Below are 25,743 nucleotides of genomic sequence, written 5' to 3'. Positions count from 1 at the left end.
ACACCCGGACGCCGCGGCGCTGGAGTGCCGGTCTGGACCCCGCCCCGGGATCAGCCCCCCGTCAGCGGATTGTCCAGCTCGGCCCACTGGTCGCCCGGGACCCCGGGGCTCAGCCGCATCAGGGTCAGCGCCTTGGTGGGCAGCGCTCCGCGCAGCAGTGCCTCCGTGTCGGCCGTGGCCGCGAGCCCGGGCGCCGCCGCCGCGAGGTCCGCCGCGAGCGCGGCGGCCGAACCGGCCGTGGAGCCGAACGCGCCGGCCACCAGGGACCCGAAGAGCTTGCGCCGCAGGGCGGTCACGTCGTCGGTGACCAGCCGACCCGTCAGCGGGGGCACCGGCAGGCCGTGGCGGGCCAGCCGGGCCGGGCTGATCCGGATGTCGGCGAGATCGCGGTAGACCAGGCGCAGCGGGGTGCCGTCGGCGGCCAGGACGACCAGCAGGTTCTGGCCGTGCGCCTCCAGGGCCACCCCGAGGTCCAGCACCCGCAGGCACACGGACAGGGCGAGGCGGGCGAAACCGGCCCGCCAGGGCGCGGAGCGCGCGTACGGGGTGAGGGCCAGCGCGGCGACGGGCAGCACGCGTTCGCCCGCGCCGACGTCCGCGTACGCCTCGGGGGGCTCGCGGAGCACCGCGGCCAGGTCCGGGGTGTGCGCGGTGACGGCGCCGAGGGTGCGGGTGATGTGCAGGCGGCCGTCGAGCCGCTCGGACAGGCCCTGCGCGAAGGCGGAGACCGCGGCGGCCGTCTCGACGGAGTAGGCGGAGATGTCCCGCACGGAGGAGGTGAGCCGGGTGCTCAGCGCGGTCTTGACGTGCGGCCCGCCGTCGGCGGGGGACAGGGTGCGCAGGGCCATCAGCGGGTGCGCGGCGGGACCGGGCCGGACCTCGTGCCCCGCCGGTCCCCCCTGCTTGAAGACGTGCTCGGCCTGCCACGGATGGACCGGCAGGAGGATCCGCCCGCCCTCCCGCCAGGCGTCCGGCCAGTCCCCGGCGACCAGGCACTCCTCGGCCCGTACGGAGGCCAGCCCGAGGGTGACCAGGGGCCGGTGCTCGGGCGCGTACGCCAGCTGCTCGGCGACCGTGAAGCCCGGCCGGGAACGGCAGTTGGGGTGGTACGGATGCCCGTCGACGATCCGCTGCTCCCACTCCCAGGTGGTCCGGGGCGCGGGGTCCGGCCCGGCCGGCTGCCCGGCCCGGGACAGGGCGAGCGAGGCCGTGCTGTCGTCGAGCTCGGCGGCGAACTCCTCCCCGTGCGGCACCCCGAGGGCCGCCACCAGGGCGGCGGCCCCCCGGTGGGGGCGGCCGTCGAGCAGCAGCTCGGTGACGTACGGCGCCGTCGCGTACGGGTCCGCCGCCGGGCCCTCCAGCAGCGCGCCCGAGGCGAGGCGCAGCGCGAGGGAGCCGGGGCCCGGCTTCCGGTGCGCGATCCAGGGCAGCGGTTCGCAGGCGAGCGCCCGCCACAGCCGGGTCAGCACGGCGGCGCGCGCGCCGGGCAGTGCGGCGGCGTACGCGCCGGGCAGTGCGGCGGCGTACGCGCCGGGCAGTGCGGCGGCGTACGCGCCGGGCAGTGCGGCGGCGTACGCGCCGGGAAGTGCGGCGGCGCGCGCGCCGGGCAGCGCGGATCCGGCCAATTCGGCGGCCACGGCCTCTTCGGCGGGGGTGGCGGGGAGGTGCATGCTGGGGTCCAGGGCCTTGATCCTCTCGGATGACGTGATGATCACTTCATCATCGCGGATACTGAAGATCACGGCCGGTGGTACGCCCCGCGCGCCGCCGGCACACCGGTTGTACCGAATGGAATCCGTGGACCTCAACGCCGCCGACACTGCCGTCGACAACGCTGCCCGCAGCGCTGCCGCCGATGCCTACGCATCCGCGCCACTGTTGAACTGCCTGCTCAGAGAGGCGGCCGAGTCCGCCGAGGGCGGTGCGGGTGTGTACCGGCTGCTCGGCAGCGGGCGGCTGATGCGGGTGGGCGGCGGCCGGCGGCCGGCCGGGCCCGAGCTGCGCACGGCGGACGGCTGGCATCCGCTCAGCCACACCGAGCTGGTCAAACTGGTCTCCGACGAACTGCTCCAGTACACCGGGGTGTCCAACGACGAGCTCCCGGTGGAGATCGCCGACAGCCGCGAGACGGTCGCCGCGCTGCTGACCGCCCGGGCGGCGGCCGAGCCCCCGGCGGACCCGTACGTCCGCTCCGAGCAGGCCCTGGTGATGGGGCACCCGCACCATCCGGCGCCCAAGGCGCGGGGCGGTGCCCCGGCCGCGGGCTGGCTGCCGTACGCGCCCGAGGCGCACGCCCGGTTCCCCCTGGTCTTCCTGGGGCTGCGGGAGGACCAGGTGGTGGAGGAGGGCGGATCCGGGGCGGCGGCGGCGATCGACTCCCTCGTGCGGACCGCCGGCGGCCCGCACCCGCCCGCGGGCTACCGACTGCTGCCCGCGCACCCCTGGCAGCTCGACCTGGTCGGGGGCCGGCCCGCGGTGCGCGAGGCCTTCGAGGACGGACGGCTGCTGCGGCTGGGGACCGGACGGCTCCCGGTCTGGCCGACGGCGTCGATCCGGACCCTGTACGTCCCCGGCGGCGGCCCGGACGCCGACCTGTTCGTGAAGTTCAGCCTCGACGTGCGGATCACCAACGACGTGCGCCGGCTCTGGCGGCACGACCTGCTGGGGCTGCGCCGCACGGACGCGGCGACCCTGGCGGGCTTCGCGGACCTGCGCCGGTCCGGATCGCGCGCGGCCTGGCTGCCCGACCGGGGCTACCGTACGGCCGCCTTCGCCTTCGAGGAGCTCGCGGTCCTGGTCCGCGACGGGCTGCGGGCGCACGCGGAGCCGGGGCTGACGCCCCTGCTGGCGGCGGCCCTGGCGGAGGGCTACCCGGGCAGCCCGCTCACGGCCGCCGCGGACCCGGCCGCGTGGTGGCGGGCGTACCTGCGCGAGGTGGTGCCGCCCGTGCTGTACCTGTTCGCCCGGCACGGCGTCGTCCTGGAGGCCCACCTGCAGAACACCCTGGTCGCCGTCGACGCCGAGGGCATGCCCGCGCAGGCGCTCTTCCGGGACGCGGAGGGCGTCAAACTCCTGCCGGACACGGAGCGCGGAGCCGCCTGGCAGCGCCTCGTGTACTGCCTGGTGGTCAACCACCTGACCGAGGTGGCGGGCGCGCTCGCGCAGGACCACCCCGCGGCGGCCGGAGCCCTGTGGCCGGCGGCCCGAGAGGAGTTCCGGCGCTTCGACGCGGCCCACGGGCTCCCCGAGATCGAGTCCCTGCTGGCCTCCCCGACGCTCCCGGCCAAGACCAACCTGCTGCTGCGCTGGACCAGGGCCGACGGGGCGGACGCCCGCTACCTGCCGCTTCCCAACCCCTTGCACGGCTGAGGGGGCCCGGCGGGCCGCAAGCGGCAGGCAAGGTTCCGGCCAATCGGGGCCGGTTGTCGGCACCCGTCTCACCTAAAGGTATAGACCAATGCTACGTTGGTCGGGCAGACCGCGCAGTCCTTGACCTCCCGTCAGAGGAGAAGCCATGCCCTCCCCTTCGCGGGGTGGCGGCCAGGCCGCCATGCCCAAGTACCAGCGGATCGCCGCAGCGCTGCGGCACGAGATGGACCGCACCGCCCTCACCCCCGGAGCCAGACTGCCCTCCGAGCGCAGCCTGGCCGCCCGCTACCAGGTCAACCGGCAGACCATCCGGGCCGCCCTCCAGCACCTGCGCGAGGACGGCCTCGTCGTCACCGGGCGCCGCGGCACCCGCACCGCCTTCCCCGAGCCGGCGCCGCGGCCCCCGGCCGCCGTCCCCGCGCGGGTGGCGGCGCCGGCGCCCGCAGGTCCGCCCGCACCGGCACCGGCGCCCGCCGCCGGACCCGCGCAGAACTGGCTCACGCTCGTCACCCTGGCTCCCGCGCTCGCCGATCAGCTCGGCATGCGCGGCGGTGAGCGGACCCTGGTCCACCACCACCGCGAAACCGGCCCGGGGGGCCAGACGCGGCGGCACGAGGTGACGTACCTCTGCCCGCGCGCCGTGGACGGGGCGCCGGAACTCGCCCGCTACCGCGACCGCGCGGCGGCCGGTGTCCGGGACGAGGACCTGGGTGCCCTGCACCGGTGGCTGGAGCGGGCCGCGAACGGCGGCCGGGTCGCGGAGACCATCACCATGACCCGGACCAGCTTCCCCCAGGCCCCCGCCCCCGCGGGAGGGCTCTCCGTGCGCCGCACCCTGCACGACGTCTCCGGCAGGCTGCTCGCCGTCACCGACCTCGCCTTCCCCGGCTGGGACCGGCTGACCTTCGACCGCTCCCACCCGGCCATCGGCTTCCGGGTGACCTAGTGCTGTGACCGGAAGTTACGCGCCGGTGTGGATGTCCCCCGAGGTGGTGGAGGTGATGACGGCCCGCCGGCCCAGATCGCCCGGCGGGATCCCCGGGTGGTGGCCGTCCGGCCGTCCGGCCCCCGGGGACGTCCCGAGCGCGAGGCGCGAGACGATCCGGTAGCGGTCGCCGCGGTAGACGGAGTGCACGTACTCCACGGGGCGCCCGGTGGAGTCGGTGGTGAGCCGCTCGATCAGCAGGGCGGGGGAGAGCAGCGGGACGTCCAGCAGGCCGGCCTCCGCCTCGTTCACCACGGTCGGCTCGATGGACTGCTGCGCCTCGTGCACGTACACGCCGTGGTGGTCGCGCAGGTGCTCGTAGAGGTCGCCGGCCTCCAGCTCGGCCGGGGTCAGGGCGGGCACCAGGGCGGCCGGGATGTGCAGGTGCTCGATCGCCATCGGGGCCCCGTCCACCAGCCGCAGCCGGGCGACGTAGAGCAGCTGCGCGCCGGGCGAGATGCGCAGCCGGCGGCCGATGCGCGCGCCCGCCTGGACGGTGGACTGCTCCAGGATCCGGCTGGACCAGTGTCCGGCGGCCTGCCGCATCGCGAACGCCGCCTCGGCGGCGGCCAGTTCCTGGGTGATCTTGGCCGGGGCGACGAACATGCCGCGCCCGTGCTCCCGTACGAGGACGCCCGTGGCCACGAGTTCGTCCACCGCCGCGCGCAGGGTGGGGCGGGAGACCTCCAGGGTGGCGCACAGGGTGCGCTCCGAGGGGATCGCGTCGCCGGGCCGCCGGACGTCGATGAGGCCCAGCAGGTGCTCGCGGACCCGCTCCCGTTTGAGCACCAGCCCCGACGCTGCGGCTGCGCGGTCAGAGTCGGATGCGCCGTTCTCCATGGCCGGACTCCGTTTCCCTCTGGTCACCTGTCCAACTGGTCATGTGCATCTAACCATTCGGTCGGTGATCGGCGCGAGGTCTCTGCGGAAAATACCGGGAGCGCGCGGGGTTGACGGCGAACACGGGCCGTGTCACCTTCTAGCCACTCAGCTAACCAATTGGTCAGTTGGTCAACTCGCTGGTCAAGGTGGCGAGTTGTCTCCACGACCAGGTGAGGAACCTCGACGCCGTGCCCGCAGCCGCCCTCCGCCCCGACCTCGCGCTCGTCCCGCGCCCCGACTCGGTCACCACCCAGCCCGGACGCTTCCCCCTGGACCACCGCACCGGACTGCGGGCCGGTCCCGGCGCCGGGGCGGCGGCCGACCTCCTGCGCGAACTGCTCACCCCCGCCACCGGACTGCCGCTGGCGCCTGACCCCGAGGGGCGGATCTCCTTCCTGCTGGCCCCCGGCGAGCGGGCCCTCGGAGCCGAGGGGTACTCCCTCACCGTCCGACCCGAGGCGGTCCTGCTCCTCGCCGCCCGGCCCGAGGGGCTGCTGCGCGGGGTCCAGACCCTGCGCCAGCTGCTGCCGCCCGAGGCGCTGGCCGCCACCGGGTCGTTGGCCGGCGGGGAGCGGCCCGGCGGGGGTGCGCGGACCCGTACGCCCGCCCCCGACTGGTCACTTCCCTGCGTACGGATCATCGACCGGCCCCGGTTCGCCTGGCGCGGAGCCATGCTGGACGTGGCCCGCCACTTCCAGCCCGCGGACTACCTGCGGCGCTTCGTGGACCTGCTCGCCCTGCACAAGCTCAACGTCCTGCACCTGCACCTCACCGACGACCAGGGCTGGCGGATGCCGGTCGCCGCCCGCCCCCGGCTCACCGAGATCGGCGGCCGCCGGGCCGAGAGCGCGGGCGACGGCATCCCGCACGAGGGCGCCTACACCCGTGCCGAACTGGCCGGGCTCGTCGCCTACGCGGCCCGGCGCGGGGTGAGCGTCGTCCCCGAGATCGAGATGCCCGGCCACGCCCGCGCCGCCCTCGCCGCCTACCCCGGACTCGGCAACCGGCCCGGTGTCCGGCTGGAGCCGTGGACCCGCTGGGGAGTCTGCGAGAACGTCTTCGGCGTCCACGACGGTGTCCTCGACTTCTGCCGGGAGGTGCTGGACGAGGTCGCCGACGTGTTCCCCGCCCCCTACGTCCACATCGGCGGCGACGAATGCCCCCGCGTGGAATGGGAGCGCTCGCCGGCCGCCCGGGCCCGGGTCGCAGCCGAGGGCCTGTCCGGACCGGGCGCCCTGCACGGCTGGTTCCTCGACTCCGTCGCCGCGCACCTGGCCCGGCTCGGCCGGCGCCCCCTCGGCTGGACCGACACCGGCGCCGAACTCCCCGCCGCCTTCACCGCGATGGCGTGGCGCGACGCGGACCACGGGCGCGCCGCCGCGCTGCGTGGCCACGACGTGATCATGGCCCCGTACCGCTCCACCTACCTCGACTACCCGCAGTCCGCCGACCCCGGCGAGCCGCGCGGCCAGGACGGCGTGCTCGACCTGCGTGGCGTCTACGACAACGAGCCCGTTCCCGCGCACTGGGAGCCCGAGGCCGCGCGCCGGGTCCTCGGCACCCAGGCGCAGCTGTGGACCGAGTACGCGCGCACCCCGGCCGAGCTCGAGTACCTGGCCTTCCCCAGGCTGTGCGCCCTGGCGGACACCGCCTGGTCGGCGCACCGCGACTGGCCGGACTTCCGCCGCCGGCTGGACCGCCACCAGACCCGGCTCGCCGCCCTCGGCGTGCGAGGCCGATCCCCGCAGCACCCCGTCCTGCAGCACCCCGTCCCGCAAGCCCCTCTGCTCGGCCGGGGGGATCAGGCGGCCGGGACGTACGCGGGCACCCGCCGGGCGAGCGCCCAGTACGTGAGCCCGGCGACGACCGAGCCGAGCAGCGTGAGGTCCGCGCCGCCGAGCGGGGCGACGAGCGGCCCGGTCCACAGCTCGGAGTCGCAGGTCAGAGCGGCGAAGACCATGCCGGCGAGCAGGGCGGCCATCCCGGCGGGGTGGTAGCCGGCGCGGTACCAGTAGGCGCCCGCGCTCCCGGCGTGCAGCGCGTCGGAGTCGTAGCGGCAGCGGCGCATCAGCATGTCGGCGAGGAAGACGCCGCCCCAGGGGGCGAACACGATGATCAGGAGGGAGAGGAAGGAGAGCAGCGAGGTGGTGAAGTCGGTGAGGAAGAGCGCGGCGAGCGATCCGGCGGCGGTCACGGCGGCGCTGATCACGATGGCCCGGGCCCGGCTCCACGGGATGCCGAGGACCTGGAGGTTCAGGCTGGAGGAGTAGAGGGTGATGATCGAGTTGGTGACGGAGCCGCCCAGGACCAGGGCGAGGAACAGCGGCTGGAACCAGCCGGGCAGCAGGCTCTCGGCTCCGGCGACGGCGTCGGTCATGTCGGTCTGGGTGGCGGCGGCGACGCCCGCGATCCCGAGGGCGACGGAGGAGACGAAGCCGCCGAGCGCGCCCATCCAGGTGATCGACTTCAGCGAGGTGGTGCGGGGCAGGTAGCGGGTGTAGTCGGCGGGCATCGGCAGGTACGAGAACGGCCCGGCGAGCATCACCACGAAGGCCAGGCTCCAGCCGGACAGACCCGGGAGCGCGGCGCCGGCCGGGGCGGAGGTCTCGGCGCCGGGCAGGACGAAGACCAGCAGGGCACCGAAGCCGACGGCGAGGACGTAGGCCATCCAGCGCTCCGCGAACTGCACGGTGGCGTGGCCCCACATGGCGACGGCGAAGGTGAGCGCGAGGGTGGTGCCGAGGGCGAGGGCCCGGATCGAGGCGCCTTCGCCCAGGCCGATTTCGGCGAAGAAGACCTCCAGCGCCAGGGTGCCGACGACGGTGTTGACGATGGTGTAGCCGATGCTCACCACCCAGTTCAGGACGCCCGCCGGCCAGTTGCCGCGGACGCCGAAGGCGGCCCGGGAGATGACCAGGGTGGCGGTGCCGGTGCGGATGCCGCTGAGGCCGGCGGCGCTGATCGCGAAGAAGGACAGTCCGCTGATCACGACCACGGCGGTGGCCTGCCAGAAGGAGAGGCCGAAGGCGACGGCGAGGGCGCCGTTGATCACGTAGGTGAAGGTCAGGTTGGAGCCGAACCAGAGCCAGAAGAGGTCCTTGGCCCCGCCGTGGCGCTCGGCGTCGGGGATCGGGTCGATGCCGTGCGTCTCGACTCTGAAGATCTCGTCGACGTCGGCCGTCGTCTCCTGCTGTGCCATGCGTCTGCCCCTGACCTTCGAACCGGTGACCTGTCGAACCGCCGCATCTAGATTGAACGGCGTTCTAAGTTCTTGAATGACATTCAAGATGCGCCGCCGATCGGGGCCCCGTCAAGACCCTGTCCGGGATAAGGTCGGCCCACGAAGATCGGGAAGGCGGCACGGGTGGCAGGGGCAGCGGGAGCGGCACGCCGGCGCGACGGGCAGATCGCCCAGGAGCGGATGCTGGAAGAGGCCATGACGGCGATCGCCGAGGACGGGCTGGCGACGCTCACCATGTCCGCGCTCGCCGAGCGGCTCGGCACCAGCGGCGGCCACATCCTGTACTACTTCGGCAGCAAGGACCGGCTGCTGCTGGCCGCACTGCACTGGAGCGAGCGGCAACTGGCCGAGGAGCGGACCGCGCTGCTGGGCCGCCGGGTCACCGCCCACCGCAAGCTCGCGCTCTTCCTGGAGCTCTACCTGCCGCGCGGCCCCCGCGATCCGCGCTGGACGCTCTGGATCGAGCTGTGGGCCCGCATCCCCTCGAACGAACCGCTGCGCGCCGCCCAGCAGGAGATCGACGACGGCTGGCAGCGGGACCTGGAGGCGCTCCTCGCCAAGGGCGTCGAGCAGGGCCGCTTCGCCGCCGGCCTGGACGTCCCCGCCCGCGCCTCGGAGCTGCTCGCCCTGCTGGACGGCCTGAGCACCCGCGTGGTGCTGGGCGAGCGGGGCGCCGACCGGGCCACCTCCCTGGAGCGGGCCCGCTCGGCGGCGGCCCTGCTGATCCCGCACGTGTGAGCCGCCCGCCCCTCCCTGGGGACACGCCCTCCACGGGGACACGTGGAAAGCCCGCCCGGGCCTTGGCGCCCCGGACGGGCTTTTCCGCTCCTTGGCGGAGGTTCTGGGGAAGAAGGGCTACTTCTTCTTGGCGGCGGCCTTCTTGGCCGGGGCACCCTCGGTGTTGCCGTAGTACGCCTGGAGCATCAGCTGCTTCAGGTCGTCGATCATCGGCATCCGGGGGTTGGCGGGCGCGCACTGGTCGGCGTAGGCGTTCATGGCCTGGGTCGGCAGGGCCTCGATGAAGGCCTGCTCGTCCACGCCCTCCTCGGCGAAGGAGGCGGTGATCCCGCACTTGGCGCGCAGCTCCTCGACGGCCTTGGCGTAGGACTCGACGCCCTCGGCCGCGGTGGCGGCCGGCAGGCCCAGCATCTTCGCGATCTCCTGGAAGCGCTCCGGCGCCCGGTAGACCTCGGCCTTCGGCCACGGGGTGGCCTTGTGGGTGACGGTGCCGTTGTGGCGGATCACGTGGGGCAGGAGCAGCGCGTTGGTGCGGCCGTGGGCCACGTGGAAGGTGTTGCCCAGGGTGTGCGCCATGGCGTGGACCATGCCCAGGAAGGCGTTGGCGAAGGCCATGCCCGCCACCGTGGAGGCGTTGTGCATCTTCTCGCGGGCCTCGGGGTCGTTCGGACCGTCGACCACGCAGCGCTGGAGGTTTTCGAAGATGAGCTTGATGGCCTGGAGGCACAGGCCGTCGGTGTAGTCGTTCGAGTACGCGGAGACGTAGGCCTCGGTGGCGTGCGTCAGGGCGTCGAAGCCGGAGTCGGCGGTCACCTTGGGCGGGAGGCCCATCGGCAGCATCGGGTCGACGATGGCGACGTTCGGGGTCAGGGCGTAGTCGGCGAGCGGGTACTTCTGGGCCGCGGCCGGGTCGGAGATGACGGCGAACGGGGTGACCTCGGAGCCGGTGCCCGAGGTGGTCGGGATGGCGACCATCTTGGCCTTCTCGCCGAGCGAGGGGAACTTGTAGGCGCGCTTGCGGACGTCGAAGAACTTCTCCTTCGTGTCGGCGAACTCCACCTCCGGGCGCTCGTACATCAGCCACATGATCTTCGCGGCGTCCATCGGCGAGCCGCCGCCGAGGCCGATGATCGTGTCGGGCTTGAAGTCGCGCATCATCGCGGCGCCGGCCTGGACGGTGGAGAGCTCCGGGTTGGGCTCGACGTTGTCGATGACCTGGATGGCCACGGCGCCTTCGCGGGCCTGGAGGATGTCCACGACCTTCTGCACGAAGCCGATGGAGACCATCGTCTTGTCGGTGACGATCGAGACCCGGCTGATGCCGTCCATCTCACCGAGGTAGCGGATGGAGTTGCGCTCGAAGTAGATCTTCGGCGGGACCTTGAACCACTGCATGTTGGTGTTGCGCCGTCCGATCCGCTTGACGTTGATCAGGTTGACCGCGGTGACGTTGTTCGACACCGAGTTGTGTCCGTACGAGCCGCAGCCGAGGGTGAGGGAGGGGAGGAAGGCGTTGTAGACGTCGCCGATGCCGCCGAAGGTGGAGGGCGAGTTGGCGATGACGCGGATCGCCTTGACCTTCTTGCCGAACTCCTCGACGAGCTCCTCGTCCTCGGCGTGGATGGCGGCGCTGTGGCCCAGGCCGTGGAACTCGACCATCGCGGCGGCCAGTTCGAGGCCGTGCTCGGTGTCGGAGGCCTTCAGGGCGGCCAGCACCGGGGAGAGCTTCTCGCGGGTCAGCGGCTCGTTCTCGCCGACCTCGTTGCACTCCGCGAGGAGGATCGAGGCGTCGGCGGGGACGGTGAAGCCGGCCTGCTCGGCGATCCACTGCGGGGACTTGCCGACGACCGCCGGGTTCAGCTTCGCGCCGGAGGCGTCGGCCGCGTAGGCGGTGGTGCCGAAGACGAACTGCTCCAGCTTGGTCTTCTCGGCCGCGGAGACCACGTGGGCGCCGAGCCGCTTGAACTCGGCGAGGCCCTTCTCGTAGATCTCGGCGTCGAGGATGACGGCCTGCTCGGAGGCGCAGATCATGCCGTTGTCGAAGGCCTTGGAGAGCACGATGTCGTGGATCGCGCGGCCGAGCTTGGCGCTCTTGTGGACGTAGGCGGGGACGTTGCCCGCGCCGACTCCCAGGGCCGGCTTGCCGCACGAGTACGCGGCCTTGACCATGGCGTTTCCGCCGGTCGCGAGGATGGTGGAGACGCCCGGGTGGTTCATGAGGGCGCCGGTGGCCTCCATGGAGGGGGCGGTGACCCACTGGACGCAGTTCGCGGGGGCGCCGGCGGCGACGGCGGCGTCGCGGACGACGCGGGCGGCCTCGGCCGAGCAGTTCTGCGCGGAGGGGTGGAAGGCGAAGATGATCGGGTTGCGGGTCTTCAGGGCGATCAGCGCCTTGAAGATCGTGGTGGAGGTCGGGTTGGTGACCGGGGTCATCGCACAGACGACGCCGACGGGCTCGGCGATCTCCGTGATGCCGTTCAGCTCGTCGCGGCGGATGACGCCCGCGGTCTTGAGCCCGCGCATCGAGTTCACGACGTGCTCGCAGGCGAAGAGGTTCTTGACCGCCTTGTCCTCGAAGAGGCCGCGGCCGGTCTCCTCCACCGCCAGCCGGGCGAGCTCGCCGTGCTGGCTCAGCGCCGCCAGGGAGGCCTTCTTGACGATGTGGTCGACCTGCTCCTGGTTGAACGACGAGAACTGGTCGAGCGCCTTGAGCGCTCCCTGGACCAGTCCATCCACCATCTCGTTGGCCTGCATGGCGGGAACTCCTTCATTTCGACTCAACCCGAACCGCTTTCCTGATGACTCAATTCGACACCCAAAAGCGGAAGCCGCGGCGCCGAGAAAGCCCTTTTCCGGCAGGCCGAAGGTCTGTTCACGCCTGTTCGAACCTCTTCCATCACCCATCTGACCTGCATAGACACCCCAGGACCAAAGACCCCTGTGCGCTTGTGAAAACTTTCACAAGAATTTCGCGCGAAGTGCGCCCTACCGCACTCCTCCCCCAGCGAGCACAATCACCGTGACGAGTCGCGGCGAGCGCAAGGGGGTGCGCGTGCGCAGTCAGGTGCGCGTGGCGGACGGACGGAGCCTGACGGTGGAGCGCTGGGGCGATCCATTCGGCAAACCCGTGTTCCTGCTCCACGGCATGCCCGGAAGCCGGCTGGGCCCGGCGCCCCGGGGGATGGTCCTCTACCAGCGCCGGATGCAGCTCATCGCCTACGACCGGCCCGGCTACGGCGGCTCCGACCGGCACGCGGGCCGCACCGTCGCCGACGTGGCCGGCGACGTGGCCGCGATCGCCGACGCCCTGGGCCTGGACACCTTCGCGGTGGCCGGCCGCTCCGGCGGCGGACCCGGCGCCCTGGCCTGCGCCGCCCTGCTCCCCGACCGGGTCACCCGGACCGCGGCCCTGGTCCCCCTCGCCCCCCGGGACGCGGAGGACCTGGACTGGTTCGACGGCATGGCCGAGTCGAACGTGCTGGAGTACTCGACGGCCGGCCGGGACCCCGAGGAGCTCGCGGCCCGGCTGATCCCGCGCGCCGCCGGCATCGCCGCGGACCCCGGACGGCTCCTGGACGAACTGCGTCGCGAGCTCACCGCCAGCGACCGCATGATCGTCGCGGACGCGGGCCTGCGGGGGATGCTGCTGCGGAACTACCGCGAGGGGGTCCGCACCTCCGCCTACGGCTGGATCGACGACATCATCGCGTTCAGCAGCCCGTGGGGGTTCGATCCGGCCGACATCCGCTGCCCGGTGCTGATCTGGCACGGGGAACTCGACGTGTTCTCGCCCGTGGGCCACTCCCGCTGGCTGGCCCGCCGGATCCCCGGCGCGACCACCACCTTCGACCCGGCCGCCGCGCACTTCGCGGCGCTGCGCGCGCTGCCCGACGTACTGACGTGGCTGCTCAGGGACCTGCCCGTGCCGCCCGTCAGCGAACGGCAGCCGGCGTAGCGGGCTGCCCGCACCCCGGTGCGGGCGCCCCCGGAAAAAGAAAAGGATCTTGCCGTCAGGCAAACGGCCGAATACCGGAACCCGTCCCATTCGGTCGGACTTTCCACGGACGCTTGACCGCCCGTCACATCCGGGTCGAAGACAGCTCAGGATATCCGCCACCCGTGGGCGTTTAGCACGCCGAAGGGCCCGCAGGCAGGTAAAGTCCGCGCCAGACACCGACTTCTCGTCGATGTCAACCCTGCCCATTCCCCATGACCTCCCCGAGGACGGCGTCATGAACACCTCCGCAACCCCCCCGACCGGCACCGTCAAGGTCCGTCGCGTCCCGCTCGACCGGATCGACGTCCGCGGTGCGCGCGCGGCCGCGACCCTGGGCCGCGTCCTTCCCACGGAAGCCGGTCGGCAGGTTCAAGCGCCGATCTTCAACTCTGCACTCTGACCCCGGAGTACGCGCTCTAGACTGGTGGAATGACCGGCCTGATCGCATTTCGCGAGATCGTCCTGAAGGTTCACAGCAGATGCGATCTTGCTTGTGATCATTGCTATGTCTACGAACACGCAGACCAGAGCTGGCGAGCCCGGCCGAAAGTGATCTCCCCCGAGGCCATTTCACAGACCGCGTCGCGGCTCGCCGAGCACGCAAAGGCACACGCACTCCCCTCCGTCACGGTCATCCTCCACGGAGGGGAACCGCTTCTCGCCGGGCCCGCCAGGCTCCGGCTCGTGTGCGAGGAATTCACCCGCGCCCTCGACGGCGTCGCCGCCCTCGACCTGCGCATCCACACCAACGGGCTCCAGCTCAGCGCCCGTTATCTCGACCTCTTCGCGCAGTACGGCGTCAGCGTCAGCGTCTCCCTCGACGGCGACCGCGCGGCCAACGACCGCCACCGCCGCTTCGCCGACGGACGCACCAGCCACCCGCTGGTGCTGGCCGCCGTGGACCTCCTGCGCACCGAGCCCTACCGCCACCTCTACCAGGGCCTGCTCTGCACCGTCGACGTGGCCAACGACCCGGTCGCCGTGCTGGACGCCCTCGTGGAACTGGCCCCGCCGCGCGTGGACTTCCTCCTCCCCCACGCCACCTGGCAGACACCGCCCGTCCGGCCCGACGGCGCCCCCGACACCTACGCGCGCTGGCTGCTGCGGATCTTCGACCACTGGGAGCGCCGCGAGCGGCCGGTCCCCGTACGGCTCTTCGACTCGCTGTTCTCGACCCTGCGCGGCGGGCCCAGCCTCACCGAGTCCCTGGGCCTGGCGCCCACCGACCTCGTCGTGGTCGAGACCGACGGCTCCCTCGAGCAGGTCGACTCCCTCAAGAGCGCCTTCGAGGGCGCGGCCGCCACCGGGTTCAACGTCTTCGACCACGCCTTCGACCTGGTCGCCTCCCATCCCGGGGTCCGCGCCCGACAGCTGGGCCTGGCGGGAGTCAGCGACACGTGCCGCCGGTGCCCCGTCGTACGTTCGTGCGGCGGCGGGCTCTACACGCACCGCTACAAGGCCGATCCGGCGGATCCCGCGGGCGGCGGGGACTTCGACCACCCCTCCGTCTACTGCACCGATCTGCGCGAGCTCGTCGACGGCGTGGCGGGCCGTACGAGCCTGCGCGCGAGCGCGCCCGAGCTCTCCGACCCGGCCGAGCTCGCCGCCTCCCAGGAGCAGCTGACCCGGGACCTGCTCGCCCTGTTGAACGACGGCCGGACGGGTGATCCCGAGTGGGAGCGCGCCTGGCGGGTGCTGGGCGCCGTGGAGCGGTCCGGGGACGCCGGCGCGGACGCGCTGGACGCCGTACTGGCCCACCCCTTCACCCGGACCTGGGTCATGGCCGCCCTCGACGCCGCGCGCGAGGGCCGCGGCGACGGCCCCGGGGCCGCCCGCCGGCTGACCGCGCTCGCCGCCGCCGCCGTCCTGCGCGGCGGGCTCGGCCTGCCCGCGGAGGTCGCCTACCGGGACGGCGAGGTGTACCTGCCGACGCTCGGGCTGCTGCGCCTGGGCGAACCGGGCACCGACGGCCGGGCCGCGCTGTACGCCACGGACGAGGGGTACGCCGTCCGGGAGGAGGGCCGGCGCGAGCACCGCTTCGGGCCCGCCGCGGGGGACGCCCGCTGGCAGCCCGTACGGACCTGGTCGCCCGGGCCCGACGCGGCCCCGGTGGCCCTGGAGGACTTGGACCCCCACCGCAACTGCTTCGCCCGCCCGCCCCGGCTGCGCCTGGGCGCCGGGGAGGCCGAGGAGTGGCGGGAGCGCCTCGACGGGGCCTGGGCGCTGCTGCACGCCTCGGTGCCGGACGCCGCGCGGGCGGCCGCCGCCGGGCTGACCACGCTGACCCCGCTCGCGGGCGGTCCCCGGGCCGGCGGCTGGGGCGAGGCCGGGCGGCACGGGCCCGGCGCCCTCGGAGTGCCGTACGCGGCGGGGGCGACGCAGACCGCGCTCGCGCTGCTGACGGGCTGGCGCCGGGCCCGGCTGCAGGCGCTGACCGAGGTGGCCGACCTGTACGCGCTGGACGGGGAGTGGCAGCACCCCTCGCCGTGGCGGGAGCGTCCGGTGCCGGTGTCCCGGCTGCTGGCCGACGTACACGAGCGGGTGGCCGTGGAGGCCTACCGGCGGGCGACGGCGACCGCCGAGCCCGGCGGGGCGGACCGGATCAACCGGGCGCTGGACCGGCTGTCGGAGGCGGCGGAGCTGACGAACACCGGGATCCGGCTCGTGGAGGAACTGCGCTGGGAGCTCAAGGCGGTCGACGCGTGAGCCCGCCCCCGGAGGAGGCCGCCGCCCAACTGCGCCGGCTGGGCGTCCGCCCCGGCACGCGCCTCATGGCGCACGCCGCCCTCGGGGGCACCGGGCTGCGTGCCGAGGCCCTGCGGGGCGTCCTGCTCGGCGTCCTCGGCCCGCGGGGCGCCCTGGCGGTGCCGGCCTTCACCCCGGAGAACTCCAAGACCTCCGGCGCGCACCTGGAGCGGATCTCGGGCCTCTCTCAAGAGGAGGTGCGCGCCTTCCGCGAGCGGATGCCCGCCTTCGACCCGGAGCGCACCCCGAGCCACGGCATGGGCGCCCTCGCCGAGGCGGTCCGCACCGCGCCGGGAGCCGCGCGCAGCGGGCATCCCCAGACCTCTTTCGCGGCGGTCGGCGAGGGTTCCGCGGAACTGTGCGCGGGGCACCCTCTGACCAGCCATTTGGGCGAGGAATCACCCTTGGGAAAGATGTGCGGCGAGGGATGGAAGGTACTCATGATCAATGTGGGTTTTTCCGTCTGCACTGCCTTCCATCTCGCGGAGTATCGAATTCCGAAGCCCCCCTTGCGCATGTACGAGTGTGTGGTGAAGGTGAACCTTCCGGGGCCCGTCGGGGGGCGTCCCGGTCGGCACGGGGAGAAGTCGAAGGGTGAAGGGTGGACCGCGTACGAGGACGTCGCGCTGGATGACAGCGATTTCGCCGAGATCGGCAGGTCGTTCCCGGAAGACCGGGTAAACAGGGGGTGGGTGGGAAGAGCGCCGGCCATGCTCTTCTCCCTTCCGGATGCCGTCGATCACGCGCTTGAATGGATGACCGAAAACAGACGCTGATTGACTGAACCATGAGGGGATGTGGCGAAGCAGCTCCGGAATGATGTTTCTTCGCTCGCATCTTCGGGACGGGGGTCGTGTGCCCGCATCAGTTCAGCCGTATTTTTTTCTCAGTTATGCGCATACACCGAGGTTCGGGGCGGGAGGACCCGATCCCGACATGTGGGTGGAGCGGCTTTTCCGCGACCTCTGCAGCCATGTCATGGCGCTCACGAATCTGCCCGCGGGAGCCGAGGCCGGTTTCATGGACCGGGAGATACGCAGCGGTGAGGGCTGGTCGGAGCGGCTCGGGGCGGCACTCGCCACCTGCCGGGTCTTCGTCCCCCTGTTCTCACCGCGCTACTTCGCCAGCGAGATGTGCGGGAAGGAGTGGTTCGCCTTCGCGCAGCGCGCCATCCAGCACGAGGCGCTGAGCAACCAGCCCGCCGAGGCCATCGTGCCCGCCTTATGGGTGCCGGTCCCGCCCTCCCAGCTGCCGCTCCCCGCCGAGCGGCTGCAGTTCAACCACAACACCTTCGGGGAGCGGTACGTCACCGACGGGCTGTACGGGCTGATCAAACTGCGCGGGTACGCCGAGCAGTACGAGAGCGCCGTGTACGAGCTCGCCAAGCGGATCGTCCGCGTCGCCGAGACGGTCCGGCTCGATCCGATCCGCCCGCTGGACTACCGCCTGGTGCCGAGCGCCTTCGGCTCCCCCAGCAGCACCGCGCGCACCCTGCACGTCACCGTGGCCGCCGCCTCCCGGCACGATCTGCCGGAGGGCCGCAGCCCCGAGTATTACGGGGACAACGCGCTCGAGTGGAACCCGTACCACCCGGTGTCCCAGAGACCCATCGCCTACGTGGCCGAGGACCTGGTCAGGAACCTCAACTACCAGACGACCGTGGGCTCGTTCGACGACGAGGCCGGGCACTTCGACTCCAAGCAGCCGCCGACCCGGCCCGAGATCCTCATCGTCGACCGGTGGGCCGTCGAGGACGAACAGCGCAGGACGCGCCTGGCCGCCTTCGACCAGGAGTCCCGGCCGTGGATCAACGTGGTCGTGCCGTGGAACCGCTACGACCACCAGAGCCGCGCGAAGGAGAGCGAGTTGGCCCACCGGCTGGAAGAGACCATGCCCGTCAAGATGAGCCAGGGGCGGGCCGCCTGCCGGGCCGCCGCCAACGGCGTGGCCAACATGGAGACGCTCGGCCAGATCCTGCCGCAGGTGGTGGAGGCGGCCGCCCAGCAGTTCCTCAGACACGCACAGGTCTATCCGCCCGCCGGCAGCCCCGCCGGGGGCGCCGACCGGCCCCGGCTGCTCGGGCCGATGGGGATGAACGGGCCGCCGGCCACCCCGCGCGCCCCCTTCCCGCCGAACGCGGCGGGCGCGGGCGACGCGGCCGGGGCGGGCGACCCGGGAGGCGCGGGCAGCGCCGCCGACGGGACCGCTGACGGGGCTGCTGACGGGGCCGACGACAACGACGACAACGACCGGGGGGACGCGGATGACAGCGAGTCGTGACAGCCAGAACAGCCGTGACGGACAGCGCGAGGGGCGCATCGTCACCTTCTACTCGTACAAGGGCGGCACGGGCCGCACGATGGCGCTGGCCAACACCGCGTGGATCCTCGCCGCCAACGGCAAACGGGTCCTCGCCGTCGACTGGGACCTCGAGGCCCCCGGCCTGCACCGCTTCTTCCACCCCTTCCTGGACCCCTCCACCCTCGGCGCCACCACCGGGGTGATCGACCTGATCAGCGAGTACGCCTGGGCGGCCACCAGCCCGGTGCAGCGCCCCGACGACTGGCACAAGGACTACGCGCGGATCCAGCCGCACGCCGTCTCGCTCACCCCCGAGACCCTCGGCTGGGAGTTCCCCGACGGCGGCACCCTCGACTTCGTCTCGGCGGGCCGGCAGAACCGCGAGTACTCGGCGACCGTCTCCACCTTCGACTGGGACAACTTCTACGACCGGCTCGGCGGCGGGCTCTTCTTCGACGCCTTACGCGCCGACATGAAGCGCAACTACGACTACGTCCTGATCGACAGCCGCACCGGCCTCTCCGACATAGCCGACATCTGCACCGTCCACCTCCCCGACGTCCTGGTCGACTGCTTCACCCTCTCCGACCAGTCCATCGACGGCGCCGCCTCGGTGGCCCGGCAGATCGACGAGCGGTTCAACGACCGCGGCATCAAGATCTACCCGGTCCCCATGCGCATCGACGAGGGCGAGAAGGAGAAGGCGGACGCCGGCCGCGCGCTGGCCCGGATCAAGTTCGACCGCTTCCCCAACGGCCTGATCGGGGACGAGCTCACCTCCTACTGGGGCGCGGTGGAGATCCCGTACCGCCCCTACTACGCCTACGAGGAGACCCTGGCCACCTTCGGGGACGAGGCCGGGCTCACCAACTCCCTGCTCTCCGCCTTCGAACGGCTCACCGCCGTGGTCACCGAGGGCGAGATCGTCTCCATGCCGGCCATCGCCGAAGAGCCCCGGATGCGGATCCGGGACGCCTTCACGCGGCGCCGCCCGGCCCTGCCCGCCGACCTCTTCCTGTCCTACGTCGCCGAGAACCGGATGTGGGCCGACTGGATCGAATCGGTGCTCACCCGGGCCGGCTTCCGGGTCGTGCCCAAGGACGTCTCCGCGGAGCGGGCCCCGGGAACCTCCTCCGGGGACACCATCGGCGGGGCGGGCATCAGCGTCGACACTGCGGCCCGGACCGTGGTGCTGCTCTCCAGCGCCTACCTCAAGTCCGCCCGGGCCGTGGACGTGTGGAACCGGGCCGCCTCCGAGGACCCGACGGGGGGCCGGCGCCAGCTGGTGCCGCTGCGGGTGGGCGACGTACGGCTCGCCACGCCCTACATCGACCGCAACCCGGTGGACCTCTTCCGGCTCGACGAGGTCCACGCGACCACCGCGCTGCTGCGGGCGGTCGAGCGGCCGATGGCCCTGCCCGACAGCGTGGCCAGCGCCTCCGCGCCGGGGCCCCGGTTCCCCGGGACCGTTCCGAAGATCTGGAACGCGCCGCCCCGCAACCCCGGCTTCACCGGCCGCTCCATCGTGCTGGAGCGGATGCGCGACCAGCTCGGCGGCGGGATGGCCGTGGTGCTGCCCCAGCCGCAGACCCTGTTCGGGCTCGGCGGCGTGGGCAAGACTCAGGTGGCGCTCGAGTACGTGCACCGGTTCATGGCCGACTACGACCTGGTGTGGTGGATCTCCGCCGAGCAGACCGACGACGTGGTCGCGGCCCTCGCGGAACTGGCCGTACGCCTGGGCGCGCAGACCGGCGAGGACATGTCGGCCGCCTCCCAGGAGGCCATCGACCTGCTGCGGCGCGGGGTGCCCACCTCGCGCTGGCTGCTGGTCTTCGACAACGCCGACGACCCCGAGACGCTCAAGCGGTTCTTCCCGCCGGGCGGGCCGGGGCACGTGCTCGTCACCTCCCGCAACCAGTCCTGGTCCCAGTACGGGGACGCCCTCCCGGTGGACGTGTTCCTGCGCGAGGAGTCCATCGAGCACCTCCAGCGCCGGGCCCCGGGGCTCAGCAAGGACGACGCCGAGCAGGTGGCCGTCGCGGTCGGCGACCTGCCGCTGGCCGTCGAGCAGGCGGGCGCCTGGATCGCGGAGACCGCGACCCCGGTCTCCGCGTACATCGAGCAGCTGGCCGAGCAGGCCGCCCGCGTGCTGGGGCTGAACCAGCCCCCCGGCTACCCGGAGCCGGTGGCCGCCACCTGGAACGTGTCCATCGAGCGGCTGCAGTCGCGCTCCCCCGCCGCCGTGCGGCTGCTGCAGCTGTGCGCCTTCTTCGCGCCGGAGCCGATATCGGCGAACCTGCTCTACAGCAAGGCGATGATCAACGCGCTGAAGCCGTACGACTCCTCGCTCCAGGAGAAGCTGATGCTGGGCCGGGTGATCCGGGAGATCGGCCGGTTCGCCATGGCCAAGGTCGACCAGGTCGGCAACAGCATCCAGGTCCACCGGCTGGTCCAGGCCGTGATCCGGGCGCAGTTGACCGAGGAGGAGCAGCGCGAGGCCCGGCACGCCGTGCACCAGATCCTGGCGGGGGCCCGCCCCGATGACGACGAGCCGATAGACAACCCCGAGACCTGGCCCCGGTTCAACACCATCTGGCCGCACCTGACCCCCTCGGAGGCCCGGTTCTGCAAGGAGCCGGAGACCCGCCGGCTGCTCATCGACCGCGTGCGGTACCTGTGGAAGCGCGGTGACTTCAAGGCCGCCTACGCGCTGGGCGAGGAGCTGCGCGAGACCTGGCGCGAGACCCTGGGCGGCGACGATCTGCAGTACCTGTACCTGCGCTTCCACCTGTCCAACATCCTGCGCTCGCAGGGCCGGTTCGTGGAGGCGAAGGAGCTGGGCGAGGTCACGCTGGAACGGCAGCGGACGGTGCTGGGCCCCTCGCACCCGCACACGTACATGACCACGAGCGGGCTGGCGATGGACCTGGGCGCGCTCGGCCAGTACGGCGAGGCGATGGAGCTGGCGACGGCCGCGCACGAGGGCTTCAGCCAGATATTCCACGAGGCGCACCCCCGCACCCTGGCCGCCGCGAACAACCTGGCGCTGAACCTGCGCATGGTCGGCCAGTACGCGCGCGCCAGGGAGATCGACCAGGAGGTCTTCGACCGGCGCACCGAGGTGCTGGGGGCGGACCACCCGTACACCCTGTCCTCGGCCCAGAACCTGGCGCGGGACCTGCGCGAGGTCGGCCGGTACGACGATTCGGTGCAGCTGCTGAGCCGGACGTACGACATCTACAAGCGGACGCTGGGCCGGGCCTTCCCGGGCACCCTGTCGGCCGCGAAGAACCTGGCGGTCTCGCTGCGCCGGGCCGGCGACGTGGACGACGCGCTGCGGCTGACGACCGCGACCCGCAACCGCTACCGGGCCAAGTACACCTCGGTCAACCCCGACCTGCTGGCCTGCGAACTGAACCTGGCTTCCGACCTGTTCGCGACCGGGGACCCGGGCGCGGCGCGGAGCCTGGCGCAGGAGGTGGTGGAGGAGTTCATGAAGGTGCCGGGCGAGCGGCACCCGTACACCCTGGCCGCGGTCAACAACCTCGCGGTGTTCCACTGGGGCACGGGTGCGGCGGAGACGGCGGAGGCGATGCTCCGCCAGACGATCCAGCACATGCGCGTGGTGCTCGGGGACAACCACCCGCACACCATCTTCGCCAACCTCAACCTGGCCAACGCCCGGGCCGACCTGGGCGATCCGGAGGGCGCGCTGGAGCTGGAGCGGATCTCGGTGATGCGGCTGCGCGAGGCGCTGGGCGTCCACCATCCGGAGACGCTGGCGAGCTCCTCCAACATGGCGGTCAGCCTGGACATGATGGGCCGCAAGGAAGAGGCGAACCGGGTACGGGCCGAGTCGGTGGCCGAGTTGACCCGGCTGCTCGGGGAGGACCACGGCCTGACCCGGTACGCGCGTGACGAGCGGCGGGTCCACCGAGACCTGGAGCCGCTGGCGGTGTGATCCGAGGGGGCGGCTCCCGGCGGGGGCCGCCCCCGAACCCAAATCAGACTGGGGGGGTTCGCTGTGAGTGACAGCATGACCTTTCGCAACGAGGACCTGCCGGCCCTCTTCCACCACACCGACCAGGCGGCGATATCCCGTCAGCGGGAGTCCACCCAGGCCACCCGCGCCCAGCTGGTGCTGCTCGTCGCGGCGGCCGTGGCCGCCTCCCTGTCCGAGGGGCCGCGGGTGGGCGGGGTGTACCTGTTCGGGCTGCTGAGCGCGCTCGCCTACGCCGGGGTGCTGGGCGTGGGCGTACGGGCGACCCGGCGCCGGGCCCGCCCGCAGTGGCAGCTCAACCGCAGCGCCGCCGAGTTCATCAAATCGCTGGCCTGGCGGTTCGCCGTGCACGGCGCGCCCTTCGGCAGCGATGCCTCCGGACCGGAGGCCACGTACCGGACCCGGCTGGAGGCGGGGCTGGACGAGCTGCGGAAGATGGGCTGGGAGGATCCGCGCACGGCCGGACTGGTGCCGGAGGGCGGGGAGATCACCGGCGCGATGCACCGGCTGCGGGGGCTGGGCTACCAGGTCCGCAGGGAGACCTATGTCCGGGACCGGCTGATCGAGCAGCGCAACTGGTACCAGCGCAAGACGGAGGTGTCCCGGCGGGCGACGAGCCTGTGGTCGTGGTCGATCGTGCTGCTGACGTGCCTGGCGCTGCTGTTCGCGCTGATCGGGGCGTTCGGTTCGGGTCCCGGCCCGAAGCTGACCGGGCTGCTGAGCGCGGCGGCGGCGGCCGGGATCGCCTGGAACGAGGTGCGGCGCCACCATCCGCTGATCGAGGCGCACACCCTGATCGAGCAGGACCTCTCCGCGATGATGGTCGTGATGCAGACGACCATCACCGAGTCGCAGTGGCCGTCCGCGGTGTACGAGACCGAGCGGTACGTCTCCCCGCAGCACACGGACTGGCTGGCGCGGCACAGCAGTTGAGGCGGCGCCGACCGCACGGGGGCTGTCCCGGGGGCTGTCCCGGGACGCTCGGTCCCGGGGCGCTCGGGTCAGTCCCGGGCCACTCCCTCGCGCCACAGGACGGTGACCGGCTTGCCGAGCGCGCGGGCGTAGGCCACGATCTCGGCGGTGCCGCCGTGCCCGCGGGCCGGCAGGCCGTCCCAGACGGCGACGAGCCGGTCGCAGGAGTCGGCGATGTAGGTGCCGGCCGCGTAGTAGGCCTCGTCGGTGGAGCGGGCGAAGTCCATCCGGACCTCCTGGGTGGCCCGGCGCTTGAGCCCGAGGTAGCGGTCCAGGGCCTCCGGGCCCTCGAACCCCTCCTCGTAGTCCCCGCTGGGGATGACCACGGTGAGGTCCGCGCCGCATTCCAGGGCGATGACGGCGAACAGCTGGTCCGCTCCGTCGGCGAGGCTGGAGAGCGCCTCCAGCGGCCCCTCGTGGCTCCTCAGCACGGCGCGCAGGCCCTCTTCCACATGGCCGAGCACCTCTTCGGGAATCGAGCGGTGTCCGGTCACGCCGATTCGTTTCATTCGGAAACCTGCCTCCCCCGTGGGCACGGACGCCCTGGACATCCTCCCAGAAGGCGGGAGGACGTCCAGGGGTGCGGCGGGGGCGCGTGGGTCTTCGCGTGGACCCGCGCCCGGGTCCGCACGGGGGGCCGTGGCGGCGCTCGGCCCCCGTCCTAGTAGACGCTGACCCCGTAGGCGTTGAGCGCCTCGACGACGGGCTGGAAGAACGTGGTGCCGCCCGAGGAGCAGTTGCCGCTGCCGCCCGAGGTGAGGCCGACGGCGCGGGTCCCGGAGTAGAGCGGGCCGCCGCTGTCGCCGGGCTCGGCGCAGACGTTGGTCCGGATCATCCCGTAGACGATGTCGCCGCCGCCGTAGTTCACGGTGGCGTTGAGTCCGGTCACCTTGCCGCTGTGGGTTCCGGTGGTGGAGCCGCGCCGGGTCACGGACATGCCGTTGGTGGCGTTGACGGCGCTGGTGATGTCCTGGCTCCCGACGGTGCCGGGCGGGACCGGGGAGTTGCTGGCGTACTTGATCAGGCCGTAGTCATTGGTCGGGAAGCTGGAGCCGACGGTGGACCCGACGACCGTGGTGTGCGCGGAGTTGGCCCACCAGGTGCCCGCGCCGTCGGTGCAGTGGCCGGCGGTCAGGATGTAGTACGTGCTGCCGCTGCGCACGTTGAAGCCGAGCGAACAGCGCCAGCTGGAGGCGTAGATGGCATCTCCGCCGGAGAGCAGTTTGGTCAGCTTGCCGGGGGTCCGCTCGATGCGCAGCGCTGCCGCGTCCGTGCCGGCCTCGCGGCGGATCCTGGCGATGGCGGAGGCCGTGACGGTGGAGTCGGCGGTGACCACGAGGGTCCCCGTCGCGGGGTCGGTGTGCCAGGCGGTGCCGGCCACGTCGGCGCGCAGGACCGAGGCGCCCACGGTGGCGAGCCGGTCGGCGCTGAGGCCGCCGTCGGCGTGCGCGGTGGCGGGTGCGGCGAGGGCGGCCACGGCGGCCATGCCGGTGGCCACGGCGAAGAGCCTGGAGCCGATGATGCGGGTGATCCTCACTTGTCGTCCTCCCGTTGGGGGATCGGGGGCCCGGCCGGTGTGGGGTGCCGGAGCCCGTGGAGGGCGGCCTGGGGTACGACGGGAACAAGGTGGTTCGACGTGCCCCTGACAAGCCCGGAGAGACGCTGTCGGGAGTGTGCTGGTGTCAGATGGCGGCAGCAAGGGCGCCTTTCAGCCGCCGCTCGCCCGCCGCGAGCGCGAAGGGCAGGGTGTTCCCGGGCGGCGGGAACGGGCACACGAAGTGGTCCGCGAAGGCGCACGGCGGCAGCTGCACCCGGTTGAGGTCCACGGTGATCGAGCCGTCGGCCGCCGGGGTGCCGGGCCGCAGGAAGCGGAAGCGGTAGCTGGAACGCCCGCCGGTGGCATCCCCGATGACGGCCCAGAGACTGCCGTCCTCCGCGTCCACGGCCACCTGGAGCGTGTGGCGGTCGCCCTCGAAGTCGAAGCCGAGCTCGCCGCCGAGCCCGAGCCCGCGCGAGCGACCGTCGGCGTTCTCCACCTGGACGGTCCGCTCCTCGCCGTACGGGCGGAACTGCCCGGGCACCGAGTACGCCGGGTCGTACGGGCCCGCCTCGATCCCCGCGAAGGCCGTCCGGCCCGGGGCGGCGGGGTCGAAGACGCGGACCGCCCACTCCCCTTCGCGCCGGAGCACGACGAGCCGGACGCCCGCGGCGGCGGTGGTCCGGGAGCGCGAGGGCGGGGACCCGTCGGCGCCGAGTACGGCGTCCCCGGTGAAGGGCTCGCCGTCCAGGCTGATCCCGTCGCCCGGGGCAGCGGTCAGGGCCACCCCGCCGCCGGTGACGAGCCAGCGGCCCGGAACGGCCGGAATTCGACCTTCCGGGTAGTCGGCGAGCCAGTGGGTACCGGTCAGCGAAAGGGGTCCGTAGGGGGCGGACACCACGGCCACCCGGTGCTCGTGCCACCGCTCCCAGGCGGCGGCCGCGTCTTCTGCTTCGTCAGCGCTCATGCCGCTCAA

17 protein-coding genes and 1 pseudogene are annotated in these 25,743 nt (G+C 72.8%); 11 read left to right on the top strand and 7 right to left on the bottom strand.

The window, feature by feature from the left end:
- Positions 1–50 precede the first annotated feature (50 nt).
- On the bottom strand, positions 51–1,670 hold the full coding sequence (locus DRB89_RS17590; protein ID WP_112463865.1) for an IucA/IucC family siderophore biosynthesis protein: 1,620 nt from the start codon (positions 1,668–1,670) through the stop codon (positions 51–53).
- A 118-nt stretch (positions 1,671–1,788) separates the two neighbouring features.
- Here DRB89_RS17590 and DRB89_RS17585 point away from each other — a divergent pair, with 118 nt between their 5' ends.
- Together DRB89_RS17585 and DRB89_RS17580 are read left to right on the top strand one after the other, a co-directional pair.
- Positions 1,789–3,369 carry an IucA/IucC family protein gene (locus DRB89_RS17585; RefSeq protein WP_112450625.1) on the top strand — a complete coding sequence of 527 codons (1,581 nt, stop codon included), beginning with the start codon at positions 1,789–1,791 and terminating at the stop codon, positions 3,367–3,369.
- A gap of 145 nt (positions 3,370–3,514) precedes the next feature.
- Positions 3,515–4,315, top strand: a complete 801-nt coding sequence (locus tag DRB89_RS17580; RefSeq protein ID WP_112450624.1) for a winged helix-turn-helix domain-containing protein — start codon at positions 3,515–3,517, stop codon at positions 4,313–4,315.
- A 15-nt stretch (positions 4,316–4,330) separates the two neighbouring features.
- Here the strand turns inward: DRB89_RS17580 and DRB89_RS17575 are convergent, their stop codons facing one another.
- Complete coding sequence (locus tag DRB89_RS17575; protein ID WP_112450623.1) at positions 4,331–5,194, bottom strand: GntR family transcriptional regulator; 864 nt, start codon at positions 5,192–5,194, stop codon at positions 4,331–4,333.
- 230 nt (positions 5,195–5,424) lie between these two features.
- Between DRB89_RS17575 and DRB89_RS17570 the strand changes: the two genes are divergently transcribed.
- Entirely contained in the window at positions 5,425–7,233 is a 1,809-nt protein-coding gene (locus DRB89_RS17570) for a beta-N-acetylhexosaminidase (protein WP_112463331.1), read from the top strand.
- Here the strand turns inward: DRB89_RS17570 and DRB89_RS44585 are convergent.
- A pseudogene (locus DRB89_RS44585) lies at positions 7,227–8,435 on the bottom strand (cytosine permease); the annotation flags it as partial. The gene DRB89_RS17570 and the pseudogene DRB89_RS44585 overlap by 7 nt on opposite strands.
- Before the next feature lie 222 nt (positions 8,436–8,657).
- On the opposite strand from DRB89_RS44585, the gene DRB89_RS17560 reads away from it, so the two are divergent.
- A complete protein-coding gene (locus DRB89_RS17560) occupies positions 8,658–9,215 on the top strand; it encodes a TetR/AcrR family transcriptional regulator (RefSeq protein WP_112449222.1) in 558 nt (185 codons plus the stop codon).
- Positions 9,216–9,332: 117 nt separating this feature from the next.
- Here DRB89_RS17560 and adhE read toward each other — a convergent pair whose 3' ends face one another.
- Positions 9,333–11,969 (bottom strand): bifunctional acetaldehyde-CoA/alcohol dehydrogenase, encoded by a 2,637-nt coding sequence (gene adhE / locus DRB89_RS17555; RefSeq protein WP_112449223.1) that lies wholly within the window; start codon positions 11,967–11,969, stop codon positions 9,333–9,335.
- 298 nt (positions 11,970–12,267) lie between these two features.
- On the opposite strand from adhE, the gene DRB89_RS17550 reads away from it, so the two are divergent.
- From DRB89_RS17550 to DRB89_RS17520, 7 genes are all read left to right on the top strand, one after another.
- Positions 12,268–13,170 carry an alpha/beta hydrolase gene (locus DRB89_RS17550; protein ID WP_112453484.1) on the top strand — a complete coding sequence of 301 codons (903 nt, stop codon included), beginning with the start codon at positions 12,268–12,270 and terminating at the stop codon, positions 13,168–13,170.
- Positions 13,171–13,447: 277 nt separating this feature from the next.
- Entirely contained in the window at positions 13,448–13,612 is a 165-nt protein-coding gene (fxsA, locus tag DRB89_RS17545; RefSeq protein ID WP_162688621.1) for an FxSxx-COOH cyclophane-containing RiPP peptide, read from the top strand.
- Positions 13,613–13,641: 29 nt separating this feature from the next.
- Positions 13,642–15,918, top strand: coding sequence for a radical SAM/SPASM protein FxsB, inactivated metallohydrolase extension form (gene fxsB, locus DRB89_RS17540; protein ID WP_204357751.1), 2,277 nt, complete (start codon positions 13,642–13,644; stop codon positions 15,916–15,918).
- The gene (locus tag DRB89_RS17535) at positions 15,915–16,733 is read left to right on the top strand and encodes an AAC(3) family N-acetyltransferase (protein WP_239516197.1); all 819 of its coding nucleotides are present in this window, start codon (positions 15,915–15,917) and stop codon (positions 16,731–16,733) included. Before fxsB ends, DRB89_RS17535 begins: the two co-directional genes overlap by 4 nt.
- Positions 16,734–16,776: 43 nt before the next feature.
- Positions 16,777–18,237 (top strand): TIR-like protein FxsC, encoded by a 1,461-nt coding sequence (locus DRB89_RS17530; protein ID WP_162688998.1) that lies wholly within the window; start codon positions 16,777–16,779, stop codon positions 18,235–18,237.
- A complete protein-coding gene (fxsT, locus tag DRB89_RS17525; protein WP_112449226.1) occupies positions 18,221–22,219 on the top strand; it encodes an FxSxx-COOH system tetratricopeptide repeat protein in 3,999 nt (1,332 codons plus the stop codon). The genes DRB89_RS17530 and fxsT overlap by 17 nt, the downstream gene beginning before the upstream one ends.
- Positions 22,220–22,294: 75 nt before the next feature.
- Complete coding sequence (locus tag DRB89_RS17520; RefSeq protein ID WP_112449227.1) at positions 22,295–23,191, top strand: DUF4231 domain-containing protein; 897 nt, start codon at positions 22,295–22,297, stop codon at positions 23,189–23,191.
- A 68-nt stretch (positions 23,192–23,259) separates the two neighbouring features.
- Here the strand turns inward: DRB89_RS17520 and DRB89_RS17515 are convergent, their stop codons facing one another.
- The 3 genes from DRB89_RS17515 to DRB89_RS17505 all read right to left on the bottom strand — a co-directional run bounded on the left by DRB89_RS17515 (position 23,260) and on the right by DRB89_RS17505 (position 25,734).
- Positions 23,260–23,739, bottom strand: coding sequence for a hypothetical protein (locus DRB89_RS17515; RefSeq protein ID WP_112449228.1), 480 nt, complete (start codon positions 23,737–23,739; stop codon positions 23,260–23,262).
- Between the two features lie 152 nt (positions 23,740–23,891).
- Positions 23,892–24,716: a S1 family peptidase gene (locus DRB89_RS17510; RefSeq protein WP_239516808.1), complete on the bottom strand. Its 825-nt coding sequence runs from the start codon at positions 24,714–24,716 to the stop codon at positions 23,892–23,894.
- Between the two features lie 196 nt (positions 24,717–24,912).
- On the bottom strand, positions 24,913–25,734 hold the full coding sequence (locus DRB89_RS17505; protein WP_112449230.1) for a DUF1684 domain-containing protein: 822 nt from the start codon (positions 25,732–25,734) through the stop codon (positions 24,913–24,915).
- Between the last annotated feature and the right edge of the window lie 9 nt (positions 25,735–25,743).

It is taken from the genome of Streptomyces sp. ICC4, from assembly GCF_003287915.1.
In the GTDB taxonomy this organism is placed as follows: Bacteria; Actinomycetota; Actinomycetes; order Streptomycetales; family Streptomycetaceae; genus Streptomyces; species Streptomyces tritrimontium.
Note: the sequence above shows the minus strand (reverse complement) of the source record. Positions and strands in the feature narration are given on the sequence as shown.

Excerpts from the sequence above, each read along its gene's own strand:
- DRB89_RS17590 (WP_112463865.1), bottom strand. The coding sequence starts at position 1,670 with ATGCACCTCCCCGCCACCCCCGCCGAAGAGGCCGTGGCCGCCGAATTG.
- DRB89_RS17585 (WP_112450625.1), top strand. The coding sequence starts at position 1,789 with ATGGAATCCGTGGACCTCAACGCCGCCGACACTGCCGTCGACAACGCT.
- DRB89_RS17580 (WP_112450624.1), top strand. The coding sequence starts at position 3,515 with ATGCCCTCCCCTTCGCGGGGTGGCGGCCAGGCCGCCATGCCCAAGTAC.
- DRB89_RS17575 (WP_112450623.1), bottom strand. The coding sequence starts at position 5,194 with ATGGAGAACGGCGCATCCGACTCTGACCGCGCAGCCGCAGCGTCGGGG.
- DRB89_RS17560 (WP_112449222.1), top strand. The coding sequence starts at position 8,658 with ATGCTGGAAGAGGCCATGACGGCGATCGCCGAGGACGGGCTGGCGACG.
- adhE (WP_112449223.1), bottom strand. The coding sequence starts at position 11,969 with ATGCAGGCCAACGAGATGGTGGATGGACTGGTCCAGGGAGCGCTCAAG.
- fxsA (WP_162688621.1), top strand. The coding sequence starts at position 13,448 with ATGAACACCTCCGCAACCCCCCCGACCGGCACCGTCAAGGTCCGTCGC.
- fxsB (WP_204357751.1), top strand. The coding sequence starts at position 13,642 with ATGACCGGCCTGATCGCATTTCGCGAGATCGTCCTGAAGGTTCACAGC.
- DRB89_RS17530 (WP_162688998.1), top strand. The coding sequence starts at position 16,777 with ATGTTTCTTCGCTCGCATCTTCGGGACGGGGGTCGTGTGCCCGCATCA.
- fxsT (WP_112449226.1), top strand. The coding sequence starts at position 18,221 with ATGACAGCGAGTCGTGACAGCCAGAACAGCCGTGACGGACAGCGCGAG.
- DRB89_RS17520 (WP_112449227.1), top strand. The coding sequence starts at position 22,295 with ATGACCTTTCGCAACGAGGACCTGCCGGCCCTCTTCCACCACACCGAC.
- DRB89_RS17515 (WP_112449228.1), bottom strand. The coding sequence starts at position 23,739 with ATGAAACGAATCGGCGTGACCGGACACCGCTCGATTCCCGAAGAGGTG.
- DRB89_RS17510 (WP_239516808.1), bottom strand. The coding sequence starts at position 24,716 with ATGGCCGCCGTGGCCGCCCTCGCCGCACCCGCCACCGCGCACGCCGAC.
- DRB89_RS17505 (WP_112449230.1), bottom strand. The coding sequence starts at position 25,734 with ATGAGCGCTGACGAAGCAGAAGACGCGGCCGCCGCCTGGGAGCGGTGG.